General features: G+C 48.1%; 6 protein-coding genes. 2 read left to right on the forward strand and 4 right to left on the reverse strand.

Features of this window, described 5'->3' with window-relative positions; all coding sequences use genetic code 11:
* The first annotated feature begins 27 nt into the window (after positions 1-27).
* Positions 28-3,750: a metallophosphoesterase gene (locus RQM65_RS11010; protein WP_314014971.1), complete on the forward strand. Its 3,723-nt coding sequence runs from the start codon at positions 28-30 to the stop codon at positions 3,748-3,750.
* Positions 3,751-3,825: 75 nt separating this feature from the next.
* On the opposite strand, the gene RQM65_RS11015 is transcribed toward RQM65_RS11010, so the two are convergent.
* The 4 genes from RQM65_RS11015 to RQM65_RS11030 all read right to left on the reverse strand — a co-directional run bounded on the left by RQM65_RS11015 (position 3,826) and on the right by RQM65_RS11030 (position 12,917).
* Positions 3,826-4,719 carry a GyrI-like domain-containing protein gene (locus RQM65_RS11015; RefSeq protein WP_314014973.1) on the reverse strand — a complete coding sequence of 298 codons (894 nt, stop codon included), beginning with the start codon at positions 4,717-4,719 and terminating at the stop codon, positions 3,826-3,828.
* An 18-nt stretch (positions 4,720-4,737) separates the two neighbouring features.
* Entirely contained in the window at positions 4,738-6,093 is a 1,356-nt protein-coding gene (locus tag RQM65_RS11020; RefSeq protein ID WP_314014974.1) for a vanadium-dependent haloperoxidase, read from the reverse strand.
* Positions 6,093-9,401 carry a VCBS repeat-containing protein gene (locus tag RQM65_RS11025; protein ID WP_314014975.1) on the reverse strand — a complete coding sequence of 1,103 codons (3,309 nt, stop codon included), beginning with the start codon at positions 9,399-9,401 and terminating at the stop codon, positions 6,093-6,095. Before RQM65_RS11025 ends, RQM65_RS11020 begins: the two co-directional genes overlap by 1 nt.
* Before the next feature lie 153 nt (positions 9,402-9,554).
* Positions 9,555-12,917 (reverse strand): VCBS repeat-containing protein, encoded by a 3,363-nt coding sequence (locus RQM65_RS11030; RefSeq protein WP_314016827.1) that lies wholly within the window; start codon positions 12,915-12,917, stop codon positions 9,555-9,557.
* 231 nt (positions 12,918-13,148) lie between these two features.
* On the opposite strand from RQM65_RS11030, the gene RQM65_RS11035 reads away from it, so the two are divergent.
* Positions 13,149-14,801, forward strand: a complete 1,653-nt coding sequence (locus tag RQM65_RS11035) for a solute:sodium symporter family transporter (RefSeq protein WP_314014976.1) — start codon at positions 13,149-13,151, stop codon at positions 14,799-14,801.
* The last annotated feature ends 1 nt before the right edge of the window (position 14,802 follow it).

The raw sequence follows: 14,802 nt of genomic DNA on the forward strand, positions 1-14,802 counted from the left end.
AAGTACGAAATTAAGAGGCTATTTGCCATGATGCAATATAAACTATTATTCTTCTTGCTTATTTTAACGGTTTCAAGCGGATGTTCTTCCTACAAGGCCAAATACGCCGATGGCGCAATTAAGGATGATACATCCAGCAAGAAAGAAGTATCCCACACTTTTTACCTTATTGGGGATGCGGGCAAATCGCCCTATGGGGGGATGAAGGATGCCCTGAAACTTTTCAAAAAAAAATTGGATAGTGCCAATGCCAACAGTACTGCAATATTTCTGGGGGATAATATCTATCCTGCCGGGATGCCCGACCCAATAGATTCTACGAAGGCCTACTTACGGGCCAAGAGCGATATCGATGCCCAAATCAAGACCTTGGAAAATTTTGGGGGGAATCCATTTTTTATCCCGGGAAACCACGATTGGTACACCGAGGGATTGATCGGTCTGAAACGCGAGCAAGATTATATTCAAGGAGCCCTGGGCAGAGATGACGTATTCTTCCCGCAAGACGGATGCCCCCTGAAAACTATCGAGGTCAATGACGATATTGCCATAATCGTTCTCGATACGGAATGGTATCTCGTTAATTGGAACAAACATCCCACTATAAACGATGGGTGTACTATCAAGAGCCGAAGTCAGTTCTGGTTACAACTTGAAGCTGCCATAAGACAGAATAGCCACCGCACCACCCTTATCGCTATGCACCACCCGATGTTTACCTACGGGCAGCATGGGGGGCAGTTCACGTTCCGGCAAAATTTGTATCCCAAGGGAAATATCGGTCCGATTCCCTTAGTAGGCAGTATCATCGATGTGCTGCGCAAAACGACCGGCACCTCAATCGAAGATCAACAGAACAAGCGGTACACCGAACTGAAAGACCGTCTAATCACCTTGGCCCAGTATTCAGAAAATGTAATCTTGGCCTCGGGCCATGAACATACTCTGCAATATATCGTCGAGAAGAACACCCCACAGATCGTTAGTGGTTCGGGGTCAAAAATGGACGGGGCCCGATTGCTGAACGGAAGCCGCTTCGCTACGGGACGGCGGGGTTATGCCATTTTGGAAGTGTACACGGATGGATCTTCCCGGGTAAACTTCTTTGCGGTCAACGATGATAATGTCGAAAAGGAAGATTTTATGTTTACCGCGGAGGTCCTTCCTCCCGATCGCGGGAATTACGAGGATGTTTGTTTCGCAGATTTTCATCCGACGACAAAAACGCAGATCTATACCGAGAAAAAGGTTGACAGAGGCGGCTTTTTTAGATTTTTGTGGGGGGATCGGTACCGGAAGCTCTATGCCACAGAGGTAACCGCTCCGACGGTCAGGCTCGATACGCTTTTCGGTGGGGTGGAGCCATTGCAGAAAATGGGGGGCCACCAATCCAGATCCTTAAGGTTGCAGGCAGAAAATGGTAATGAATACTTGATGCGCGCTCTTAAAAAAGATGCCGAACTGTATCTAAAGACCATGGCGCTCCAAAATAAATATGTCGTCGGCGATTTTGGGAATACCTTGAGCGAGGGTCTGCTCATGGACTTTTACTCGGGATCCCACCCCTATGCCCCGTTGGCGGTCGGACCGCTGTCCGATGCCATAGGTCTTTACCACACGAACCCAAAGCTGTATTACGTGCCGAAACAACCTGCCTTGAAAAACTTCGATCAAGGCTTCGGCGATGCACTGTACTTTATCGAGGCCTATGCAGGCAACGGTACCAACGAGCTAAAGGAGTTCGGATATGCTAACGAGATCAAAAGTAGCAATGAAGTGCTGGAGAACATTCGCGAAGATGAAAAATACGAAGTCGATACTCAATTGTACCTTCGGGCACGACTTTTCGATATGGTGGTCGGCGATTGGAACCGCCGCACCGATCAATGGCTATGGGCCGCCTTCAAAGACGACGAGACTGATAAAACCATTTATAGGCCCATCCCTACGGACAGAGACATGGTTTTCTCAAAGCATAGTGACGGACTACTGATGCGGTTCGCTACCCGAATTTTGCCCACATTAGGTTTGATGGAGGGCTTCGGCGATGAAATCGAAAATGTCAAAGGCTTCAATTCGTCGCCTCGAAGCTATTTCCTCGATATGGCCTTACTGGCCGAGACTACTTTAGCGGATTGGAAGGAACAGGCAAGATTTATCCGTGACCATATAACGGATGCCGTTATCGAACGGGCCATGTCGGAGTTTCCGGAAGCGGTGCAAAAAAAGAGTGCTCCCGAAATCAAAAGCAATTTTCTGGCACGACTTGCTGATTTGGAGCGTACGGCTGCAGCCTACTACAAGGTATTGAACAAATACGCCGTGGTAACGGGCACGGACAATGAGGATAGCTTCGAAATCGATATCCTGAACAAGAACGAGATCGAAATAAAGGTATATCGCAATGAAAACGGCGTAAAAGACCGACTTTTTTTCCGGAAAAGATTCAACTCTGCCGTTACCCGGGAAATATGGGTGTACGGCCTTGACGGTAAAGATAGGTTCGAGGTATCCGGAGAACATCGAAGCGCAATAAAGCTGAGATTGACCGGTGGGGCCGGTAACGATAGCTACGATTTGAAAGAAGGGGGGAACGTCGCGGTCTACGATTATCGATCGAAAAAGAATATCTTCAACAATACTGGGGGTGCTAAAATAAGGATGACCGACGATTACGATACTAATACATACCTGCCGATGCAATTACGCAATTCGACAAATCGGATTGAACCCATCATAGGCTATAATTCTGACGAAGGGCTGAAGATCAGCTTGGGCGATACGTATATTTATGAAGGCTTCAGGAAAAACCCTTTCACACAAAAACATAAGCTCGATGCCGCTTTTTATTTTGCCACGAGTGGATTTAAGCTGGGTTATAGCGGGGAATATGCCCACGTTTTCGAAAATTGGAATTTAGAGACCGCCGCCCATTTTACCAGTCCGAATTACACGATCAATTTTTTCGGATACGGTACCGAGTCCGAAAACCTTGAGGATGATCTGGGCTTGGACTATAACCGAGCGCGATTGCGCAGCCTTCGATTGGCTCCCTCGTTGGTCTATCGATGGCCCTTGGGCGCCTCATTTAAGACCGGGGTTTCTTTCGAGACAATAGAAGTAGAGGAAACTCAAGGCCGGTTCATTAATCGTTCTAACGTTCCGAATGGGCGAACGGAGAGCAGTAACTTTTTGGGCATAGACGCACAATATGCCTACGCTAACGCCGATAATGAGACCTTTCCTACCTTGGGGATGGCAACTTCCCTAAAGCTCGGCTATAAAACGAATCTTGAAAATAGAAACAATTTCGGCTATGTCGTGCCGTCGTTTTCGTTGTACTATAAACTGATACCAAATGGCAGATTGGTGTTGGCCCCCACATGGAAGGCCCATTTCAACTTGGGGAACGGCTACGAATTTTATCAGGCCGCTGGTATCGGGGGTGATGAAGGGCTCCGGGGTTTTAGAAATCGACGATTTGTCGGCAAAAAAGCCTACTTTCAAAACACGGACCTCCGGTTCAGCCTGCGAAAGTTACGTACCGAACTCCTGCCGGTGACCCTGGGCGTTTACGGCGGTTTTGACTACGGAAGGGTCTGGATGCCAAATGAAAGCTCGAATGTTTGGCACACTTCTTACGGGGGAGGGGTCTTTCTTAACGGCGCCGATATTCTGTCGGCACGCATGGCGCTTTTTAATAGTGAAGAGGGATTTCGATTTTCGTTCGGATTGGGGTTTGGGTTTTAAGGGGCCAGTCAAACATTTAAATACAGCCTATGAATGTTAAAATGAGCTGAGAGGCCTGGCAGCGAACTGGGAACTTTATTCTTTAATTGGCATAAACACCTCCGCCTTCCATTCCAACTCGTTGCCGCCTAAATTGGGGTTGGTATGGAATATTTCCAAAGGCTTTTTTTCGATGGGGATGTTATTTTTTTCGGCGTAATCGATCAGGGCGTACCAGGCCCTGTCGGAGGTGATGTAATTTCCATTATAAACAGCTCTGACGACCGGTTTTTTTTCGAGCTCTCTATAGATGAGTCCCGAGCGTTGGGGGAGGCTATCCGTTTTTATCACGGGAAAACAAAAATTATAGGAAATACTGTCGGTTTCCATGTTCCAATCCGTTATTACGACCAAGGGCCTGCCATCGAGTTCGACCTTGTTTTCGACCATTAGACCACTGAGCACGCCATAGTACTCCATCATGCCTCCCGCTTTTTGCAACTGCGTTCCCTTGAGGGGAAAACAGGCGCAGTATTTAGAAGTTGTAACGGTTTTACCGGTAACCCTGACCTTGAAACTTTGGAGGTGTTCTTCTAAAACCTTCGCAAATTCTCTTACGGTTTTTTTTGTCCGTTTTTCGAAATCAGTCTCCGAAAACGGAATGGTCAAACGGTTGATAAAGCTATGGTCGTTATCAATAACATATGCCTTGACCTTGGTGAAGGAGTTGTTAAGCGATTCAAGCTTCCAGTGATAGAGATGGATTGAATCGTTGAACGGAATACGGAATTGGAGGTTTGAAAGGTCGCTTTGCTGTAATAGTTCAGCTCTGTCAAGTCGTTTTTCCCAAAATTTAAGGGTTTGGTTGATTGTGCCTGGAAGTGCTCTCGAATCAAACCGGACTACATAATCATGAGGTTTCAGGAAAAAATACCAGATTAGGACGCCCAAAATGACGGCCCCGAGAAAGAGGGCAACCTTCTTTTTCATGAATAGTTTCAGATTTTGTTAGCGGTTATCGGCCAAGTCGTTTTCCACCTTCATGTCCAAATTATCCACTACAAATTCCCCTAGGTCTCGACCTTGTTCTACCCCTACTTCAATGGCGACTCGGTAATGGATTCCTCCGTACATACGACTGATAGCTGCTTCGTCGGCGGCTTGGTTGAAGGAGTCGAAACTCCGGATCGGAAGTCCGAAGGGCACTTCCGTATCGTCATCAAAGGCAAAATTATCTCCGAAAATATCGGTCAGGGCGACAGCTGCCGCTCCCGAGACGACGGAATGCCCGCTGGTATATTCGGGGAAAGGCGGGGTTTGTAAAACGGGTTGCCAGCTGTCGTCGATATGCTGGTTGATCAAGGTCTCCGGGCGGATGAGGTTGCTCCGGTATTTTTCGTCCCAACAGCTGATAAAAGCATCGGCCATGGCGATAGAAGCCTTGGTGTAGGCGTAGAGCGTTCGACCAAAATCGCTGTCGGTATTTTTGGCGGCAATCTTGGTAATGCCCATCCAATGCGCGCCGGGGGTAATTTTTTTGGTAGCGAACATCAGGTGGCCGCGGGTCACGGATACATAGGGGTTGCAGTCCCAAAATTGGGCGATCTGTAGCTCTTCTGAGCTATCGCCCTCTGCGGTGATCCGCTGGCTGACGTCGTACACTTCCTTGAGTTCCTTATAAAAATCGGAACCTTCCTCCATGGAGAATTCCGGTGGGGGAGCGGGCTTGAACTGCTGTGCCGAATCGATGACGAACGGCCTGATCTTGTTCCAATGCGGTTCGATCCCGTCCATATAAGCGGGAGGCGTTGGCTGCCAACGTGTCGGGTCATCGGCATCGACGGTAAATTTCGGCATGGTACGGGTCTGGGCATAATTATCCTTATTCATCCATTCCCCGATATGGTCGGCCACTTCGAGACCGTAGTCCTTCGAGGCCTTGAACAAGGTCGGATTTTTACTCTCGTAGATGCCGTAGAGGCTATCGCGCAGGGCCTCCATCCGGTCTTCCGAAAAAATCAGGCGTTTGTTCATTTCCATATGGGCGACCAGTGCCGCAAGCTCGTAATTGATTGCTTTGGTGGAATCCGCTTCGGGTATCGGGGTGAGGTCCCGTACCTGACCGACCAAGGAACGATACTCGTCATTGTAGCGGGCGACGATCTCATAGGCCGCGATGTTCGGGTAGGCAAAAATACGGCTGGCTACCGGAGGCGAAAAAATATCGTGGACCATGATTTCGGTAACCTTGTCCACCGATGCGTGCAACTCATCTGGTGTTATGTCGATGGGTCCATCGTTTTGCTCGGTGCTGCACGCCCCAATTATCAAAACCATTGTTGCAATAATTACGATTTTCTTCATTATTCTTTCTTTAGTGCTTGAGCCGTCCGAACTTCTACCAAGGGTTTCCGATTTGAAATCCCAGATCTGGGTAATATCCGGTACACTTCAGCATTTGCGTTGTTGACGGTTACCAGCAAGTGCGGCTGACCCCTGTGCTCGAACACATCTAAATGTCGAATAGACTTTAGGCTGAGGTTCAGTCCGATACGTGAAGCCAAAATTACATTATTTTCCGCTTTAATCAAGGCCCCGGGAAAGGAATCGAAACGGCCTTGAAAGGGTTTTACCCCGAAATAGTTGCCGGCGACCAGTATTTCCTCCTGCCCGTCGCCGTCAAAATCATGGGTGGCGAACGCAAGCAGCGGTGATACTTGTAGCTCATTTTGAAAGGGTACGAAGGTGAATTTACCGTCGTCGTTTCTCAAAAAGCCCGACCGCAGTTCGTGTACCTCTAAGATTTTGGCCTTGTCAAGGTCGGTTTCATCGAAGATATCTTCAATGGACTTTCCTGCAAACGAGGTATAAGTGTTGAATTTCTTTTTTAAGGAGACCAGTTGCGATGCCAAGCCTTCCAAATTTTCCAAGGGATAGTAGGTGCCCTCTTTCTCGATGGTTGTAATGGTCTCCGTCTGTCCGTTTTCATCGAAATCACCGTAGTACATTTTAAGCGGGGAACGCTGCGATGCCCTGAATTTGGAATTGGTGCCCCAATTGCCGAGCAGGTAGTCGGTATCGCCATCATTATCTATATCAAAGGAAGCGATACTTTGCCAGAGTCCGTTCAAATCATTGACCCCCACTTCCGTTCGGACCAAATTACCGTTCTGGTTTTTGAAGAAGACGGGGGACATCCATTCCCCGACCACAAGCAGGTCTTCGCTGCCGTCGTTGTCAAAATCATGCCAGATTGCATCGGTCACCATTCCCAGACTTTCTAGGTCTTTGTTCTCGACAATACTGAATCTTCCTCCTTCATTTCTTAGGAGGTAAGAGTTGGGGGATTGTCCAAAGTCATTGGTAATCGCTTGATTTCCGATAAAAACATCGGTATTGCCGTCCCCATCAAAATCGTTCGCTGCCACCACGGAGGCATTCTCGAAAGTCTCGGGAAGATTCCCGCTTCTGAATGTGCCATCCTTTTGGATGTAATATGAATTCAACAGCGGCGGCATTTGGTTGTAGAAATCCCCGCCGCCGGACCCGGTAATCAGATCGCTCTTTCCATTTCCTGTAAAATCGGCTATAACCGCTGTGACATCCTCTTTAATGGAATCATTAAGAATGTTCGGGAAATACCGTTCCGAAAAGGAGGACTCGCCTTGAATATAAATTTTGGAGGGAACGTACTTCGATCCCCCAAAGAAAATATCAGTCTTGCCATCACCGTCCAGATCGCCCAAGGCCGTAGCAGGCCCCCGATCGGAAAGCTGATAGGGTATCAATTTTTGCCGGTTGAAGTCGGTGTAGTTGTCCTCTTCATGCGTATAGGTAATGCCGAGATTACCCTCCACTTTTTCGAAAAGCGGACGCGACTTCGGCAGTAACGAATCAAAATCGAACTTTTTGGTGTTTTCAGGCGCTAAGGTCAGGGTCTGATTTGTCGCAATATCCTCTAATATTTGATAGGTGCCATCCGGCCATACTATTTTCAATGAGTCTATCTTTTCCGTCTTTGCATATCCAAAATGGACAATAGGTTCCGATGAGGCTTGAAATCCCCGAACGGAATATAGCTCCCCATACTGCAATTTTCCATCCGTATAGGAAAAGACCTTGGTTCCGATGCCGTGGGTATTGTTACTGGGGTGCCTGAACCTTATTTTCAGATAGTTCGAGGCGCCATCGGTCTGGTTGATATACAGGGATGCGGGGCCGTTCAGATTGTTGACTACCAAATCGAGGTCTCCGTCGTTATCGAGGTCCCCCACCGCCGTGGCTCCCGAAACCAATGTGTCTTTAGCGACCCATTCCCCCGATTTATCCTTAAAAGATAGATTGTCGGCACCCTTGAAGATATAATTATGTGTTTTTCCCGAGGGCATCTTGTCCAATGCTTGCTGGTCCATCAATTTGGTGTTGTTCATCTTGCTCCGGATTTCGTCGCTGCTCACGAAATTGATATAGTCGAGGTCGTTGGGTCGTTTGGGAATTCCGTTGGATATGAAAATATCCTGCTTTCCGTCCTGATCATAATCCCCGAAAAGCGCACTCCAGCTCCAATCGGTGGCCGCTACGCCACTTAAAAGTGCCGTTTCCATAAAAGTTGCATCCTGTTGGTTGATGTTCAGCATGTTACGAGTGTATTGGTACCGGTATCCAAAGCGTTCGGTACGTAATTTCTGGGTCTGTACGTTATCGTCGCCTTGGGATGCTTTAAGAACCGTTTCGTCCTCCGGCAACATATCCAAGGAGATCAGGTCGGGCCATCCATCGTTATTGATATCGGCCACATCGTTGCCCATGGAGAAGCGGGAAGTATGTCCAAAAAATTCCGCCGCGCTTTCGGTAAATGTGCCGTCGCCATTGTTCAGGTAATAGTAATCGTCTTCGTGGAAATCGTTACCCACATAAATGTCTGGCCAGCCGTCTTGATTGAAGTCCGAGATGGCGATGCCGAGACCATAGCCGTTGACGCCCCCAAAAATGCCCGCTTCTTCGCTGACATCGGTGAAGGTGCCCCCATCGTTTCGCAATAGTTTGTCGCCAGTTTGGTAGTTTCTTATATGCCGAAGATCGGCATTACCGAACGATTCCTGGGTGTGAACAGCGTGGTTGAGCAGATAGATATCAAGATCCCCGTCGCCGTCGAAATCCAAAAAGGCAGCATTGGAGCTGTAGGAATCAAAATCGAGTCCGTATTCCGCCGCACTTTCGGTAAAGGTGTTATCGCCATTGTTGATATAAAGCTCATTAAAGCCTTCGAAACCGTTGATTCCGGTTACGGCACAGACATAGATGTCCAAAAAGCCGTCCCCGTTGACATCGCCCATTACCGCCCCGGTATTCCAGGTACTGTTGTCGCTTACGCCCGCCTCCTTCGTTATCTCCTTGAATTTCAGGTTACCTAAATTGAGATAGAGCCGATTTTTCACCTGATTCCCGGAAAAGAAAATATCGGGCAGCCCGTCGTTGTTGATGTCGCCCAAGGCCACCCCGCCCCCGTTATAGAAATAGAGGTAATCGAGAATATTAAGGTCGTCGGTTTGGGTAAGGGTGTTTTCAAAAGTGATGCCGGTGGCTTCCGGGGCCGGATTCTTAAAAAGGGAGCCTTCGTCCGAGCAGGATATCAAGAGGGGAATCAGTAGTATGACAAAAATCTTGTTCATGATTATACTGTAATTCACTGTTTCATATCGGGAGACCCGACGAGGTGCCCAGGCTGTACAATGCCATTTGCGCGCAAGTCAGCGACCGCTGTTCTTCTGAGATTGATGGCCACCGCAATTAAGCGTATTTTACTTATTGGCCAAAGCTGGCCGTTATTCTATATGCTGCGGGGAGCCGGAATCGGGCAGGGCGTAGACCTTTGGTTTTCCATCATTGATGGCCGCAATCAAGAACCTGTTTCCGTCTTTATCCTTGAATTGTTTTAGGTGCTTTATTTCGTCCCGGACAAAAAAACCGCTATCGTCGTTGTGCTGCCATTCAAAATTTAGCGCGCCATCGCCCAAAAGCACATGGCCGTAGCTGGCGTCAAGGCGGGAATATTGAGGTTTGAACTCAAAATTATTGCCGCCCAAAATGAGGTCTAAGTGGCCGTCTTGGTTGACATCGGCGCAGCTAATGCCACATACACAGGAAAGTTGTACCCGCGCAGGAAGTTTTTTTACGGTAAACCGGCCGCCGCCTTCGTTGATTGCGATGACGGACTCCATCGTATTTCCCTGTTTTACGATGGTGTTGACAAAAACGGATTCCGGAAAAAGCTCGGCGACGGTCTTTTTGGCGTATTCGGAAGCTTTTAGACTTTGCTTTTTGAGGGATACGATTTGGGCCGTTAGCTCCCTTTTTTGATGGATGGGATAATCTTTGCCGTCGAAATTCTGGGTCACGATCTGTTCCAAGGTGCCGTTGTTATCATAGTCGTTTATCCATAGTTTCATAGGATGGTCCACGGTAGCTTTGTACGAGACGTTGCTTCCCTGGTTGCCTAAAATCAAATCGATATCACCGTCATTGTCAAGATCCGTAGCCTCGACTGCATTCCACCAGCCGTAGAGGCTGTCGAGCGAGGTGGATAGGCGGCCCAATCGCCTTCCGGAATTTGTATAGACATTCGGACGGCCCCAGTCCGAAACGGTAATCAAGTCTTTTTTTCCGTTCCCGTCCAAATCGGCCCAAACGGCGTCGGTCATCATTCCCGCATCCTTTAGGTCATAGGCGAAACGTTCGGTCGCATCGGTAAAAGAACCGTCTCCCCTGTTCTCCAAAAAGAGGTGTTGGGGATCGATACCGTAGGTACCCACCACACTCCGGGATCCGACCAGTACGTCGATATCCCCGTCTTCATCAAAATCATGGGGGGCAATGACCGAAATGTTGGTATATACGGAAGGTAAGATTTGCGATGCCTTAGAGAAATTTCCGTTGCCATCGTTGATATAGAGACGGGCACGATAGGTTTTTTCGGTGCCGGTCTTGTTGCCGCCGCTTCCGACCATCAAATCTAAATCGCCATCCCCGTCGGTATCGAAGAAGGCTGCCGCGGTATCCTCGAATTCGGTATCAAACCCAAGGTGCCGAACGTCTAATTTTCCTTGGCCTCTGTGCAGATAAACCACGCCGGATTCGCCCATGGCTCCTCCGATGAAAATATCCTCGTTACCATCACCGTTTACGTCTCCAATAGCCAGGGCGGGCCCTTCTTGTGAGACCATCTTTGATATCAGGCCTTCGTGGTCGAAATCGCGATGGGCATCTTCTTTATGCGCTATTAACCCGGCTCCATCCATTTCCCGAAGAGGCGCGTTACGGGCTTTCTTTTTCGGGAGACTATACTTTTCCGAAGCTTCCGAACGTCTTAAGGTCAACGTTTGATCGGCTTCGATATCGGTCAATTTTTGGGTAAAATCGTCGGGCCAGATGACCCGCAGGGAATCGATGGTCTCAGTCTTGCCCAGTCCGATGGTCATCACATAGTCCATTGAGGATTGGAATCCTCTGGAAGGGACCAATTCCTGGAATACCACCGCATCATCATAGTACATGTAGATACTTGCCCCTATGGCAAAAGGATTTTTGCCTTTGCCTTCGAACTTTAGTTTGATATAGTGGTTATCGGTAAGTTCGTCGGTCTTGTTTTCATAAATAAAAACGGACATGTTGACGTTGTTGACGACGAGGTCAAGATCGCCATCGTTGTCGAGGTCGCCGTAAGCCGCCCCATTGGAGAGGCTGGGGATATCAAGGCCCCATTCGGTAGCGGCATTGTCGAACGTGATATCGCCGTTGTTTTTGTAGGCATAATTCGGCTGAGGTTTGACCGGCATCTTGTGGATGATGGAGTCGATGGATTCTTTTTTGCCCGTCAAGGCCATTTTTTGGATGATTTCGTTGGCGAAGAAATCGACAAAATCAAGGTCGGTCAAATCGTGATTGATACCGTTGGTCACAAAAATATCGCGAAGGCCGTCGTTGTTCATGTCAAAAATTAGTCCCGCCCAGCTCCAATCCGTCTTGGCCACGCCGCTGTGGTAGGCCACTTCCGAGAACGAGCTGTTCCCGTTGTTGAGTTGCAGGGTATTTTGGATGTACTGCTGGTAGAAGTCCTTACTCTGTTTTAGCTTAAAAACGTTGTAGCCCTCGAACTCCATGACCGATTTTACGCGCTGGTCGCCTTCGGGAAGCATATCGGTAATAAAGATATCGGAAAGGCCGTCATTGTTGATATCGGCCATATCAATACCCATGGCCGAAAGCGATAGGTGCGAGGTCCAATCCTTTATTTCTTCGGTAAAAGTTCCGTCCTTCTGGTTGATGTAAAGGTAATCGCGCTCGTAAAAGTCGTTTGACACGTATATATCAGGCCAAAGGTCACCGTTGATGTCACTCACCATCACCCCCAAGCCAAACCCGATCAGGCTACCATAAATGCCCGCTTCTTCGCTCACATCGGTAAAGACGCCATTATCGTTCCGCAAGAGCATATCGCCGACACCCTTAAAAATATCGGGAACCCCTTTCCAATCCTGGGCCCTTACATCGCGTTGCTCGGCAAAACCTAGGCTGCTCACGGGGATGTTGCTATTATTTAGGATATAAACATCGAGATCGCCATCTTTATCGTAGTCGAAGAACGAGGCGTGGGTCGAGAATCCGGTTTTTGCCAGATTATACCGTGCGGCCTGTTCTGTAAAGGTATTGTCGCCATTATTGATATATAGGTCGTTGTCGTGATTGTTGCCTTCCATATTGCCGGCATTGCTCACATAGATATCGAGCCACCCATCTCCGTTGATATCGGCCATGGCGACCCCGGTGGACCAAGGTTTGTTTCCCGTAACCCCCGCCTTTGCGGAAATGTCCTCGAATTTAAGATTTCCCTTGTTGAGGTAAAGCTTGTTAGGGCCCATGTTCGCGGTAAGAAAAATATCGGCGAGTCCGTCGTTGTTTATATCCCCAATGGCGACCCCACCTCCGTTGTAGAAGTTACGGTATTTGAAGATGTTGAAGTTTTTTTGGTTTTCGACCGTGTTGATGAAATCGATACCGGTCTTTTCGGCGGGAAGCATAGAGAACAAGGTATCCCCGTGTATTTTCTCCTCCTTGGTTTCTTTTATTTCAGAATTACAGGATACTAGCAGCCCAATAAATAAGTACAATGCCCAGAATTTATTTTCCATCATCAATCGTGCAAAACTTACTGTTCCTTACCGAAAAAAAATGAGCAGATTTCGGTAGCTGGCGTTTCAAATGAATCACAAATTTAGAGCTTGTGAGCCGGTCATCCTACCTAAATGAACGATAATTTGTTAACTGTTGCCCGCAATTAACAATTTGATTCCCATTTTACACTAAAATTCATATGCAACCGCTATATTTATCCATACTAAACCCATCAACCAATACAATACATGGTAGGAATTCTTTCTTTTCTTGGCTTTACGATACTGGTTGGCGTTATCGCCTATATCGCGACCCGAACAACTGACGAAACCTCGTCGGACGGCTACTTTTTGGCGGGAAGAAGTTTGACCGCAGGGGTCATTGCGGGCTCATTGCTTCTGACCAATCTCTCAACCGAGCAGATCGTAGGGCTGAACGGGAGTGCCTATAAGGATGGATTATCGGTTATGGCCTGGGAAACCTTGGCGGCTATTGCCATGGTGGTGACAGCGGTATTTCTATTGCCAAGATATTTGAAGGAAGGCCTAACTACGGTACCACAGTTTTTGGCCAAACGTTTCGATGTAACGACGAAAACGATGACATCGGGACTCTTTCTGACCGGTTACGTAGTAGTATTACTGCCCGTTATTTTGTATTCCGGCTCGGTGGCCATCAGCGGTATGTTCGACGTCCCCGGACTTTTGGATGTTTCCAATGACACTGCTTTGGTCATTTGTATCTGGGGCATCGGGATCATTGGGTCGATCTATGCGGTGTTCGGGGGACTTAAAGCGGTGGCGGTATCGGACAGCATCAATGCGGTGGGACTTATCATTGGCGGGATATCAATACCCATTTTCGGACTTATGGCCATCGGGGATGGAAGTGTATTGAACGGTTTGGATGTGCTGATTTCGAGCAATCCCGAACGGTTTGACTCTACAGGTGAGCCTGGTCAGGAAGTGCCTTTTTCTACCATTTTTACAGGGATGATGCTGGTGCAACTGTTCTATTGGGGCACAAATCAGCAAATTATTCAGCGTGCCTTGGGCGCGAAGAACCTGGCCGAGGGGCAGAAAGGCCTCTTGCTGGCTTCGTTTTTAAAGATATTAGGACCGTTGATTTTGGTCCTTCCCGGAATGATCGCCTACTATTATTTTGAAGGCGGATTGGCTTCGAGCGATTTGGCCTATCCGGAACTGGTCCGTGCCGTTTTACCGAAACCTTTGGTAGGCTTCTTTGCGGCCGTACTTTTTGGGGCGATATTGAGCTCGTTCAATAGTGTGCTCAACAGTTCGGTGACCTTGTTCGGAATCGATATCTATAAACAGCATATCAATTCCGATGCCTCGGAAAAGACCGTGGTACGGTATGGCAAGATATTCGGGGTATGTTTGGCTTTGGCGGCCATGTTCATCGCCCCGCTAATTAAGGATGCCGGAAGCCTGTTCAACTATTTGCAGGAAATAAACGGAATTTACAGCATCCCCATTTTTACGATAATCGTCATCGGCTATCTTACCAAAAGGGTGCCCGCCATTGCGGCCAAAGTTGGTATAGTATCGGGATCTTTGCTTTATATTATCAGTCAATTTTGGATCGACCCCATGTTAAGGGGGGAAGCCGTGGAAGCGGCCAAAGCGTCGGGAATTACCGACCCGGCAGAACTGAATTTGGTCGAGGCGGGGGCCTATCCGCATTACTTACATATCATGGCGATTCTTTTCGCGACGAACATGTTGATTATGATGGTCATCGGGAAAATATGGCCCCGCAAAGAACCTTTTGTACTGGAGTACAGCAAACAGGTAGATATCAAGCCCTATCGTTATGTCAACCAAGTCGGACTTGCGGTCTGTGCGATCGTAATCGGAATCTATATTTATTTCGCGAAATAGT

Source organism: Pricia mediterranea, assembly GCF_032248455.1.
Taxonomy (GTDB): Bacteria; Bacteroidota; Bacteroidia; order Flavobacteriales; family Flavobacteriaceae; genus Pricia; species Pricia mediterranea.

Coding starts and splice junctions, on each gene's coding strand:
- RQM65_RS11035 (WP_314014976.1), top strand. CDS start 13,149: ATGGTAGGAATTCTTTCTTTTCTTGGCTTTACGATACTGGTTGGCGTT.
- RQM65_RS11015 (WP_314014973.1), bottom strand. CDS start 4,719: ATGAAAAAGAAGGTTGCCCTCTTTCTCGGGGCCGTCATTTTGGGCGTC.
- RQM65_RS11010 (WP_314014971.1), top strand. CDS start 28: ATGATGCAATATAAACTATTATTCTTCTTGCTTATTTTAACGGTTTCA.
- RQM65_RS11020 (WP_314014974.1), bottom strand. CDS start 6,093: ATGAAGAAAATCGTAATTATTGCAACAATGGTTTTGATAATTGGGGCG.
- RQM65_RS11030 (WP_314016827.1), bottom strand. CDS start 12,917: ATGGAAAATAAATTCTGGGCATTGTACTTATTTATTGGGCTGCTAGTA.
- RQM65_RS11025 (WP_314014975.1), bottom strand. CDS start 9,401: ATGAACAAGATTTTTGTCATACTACTGATTCCCCTCTTGATATCCTGC.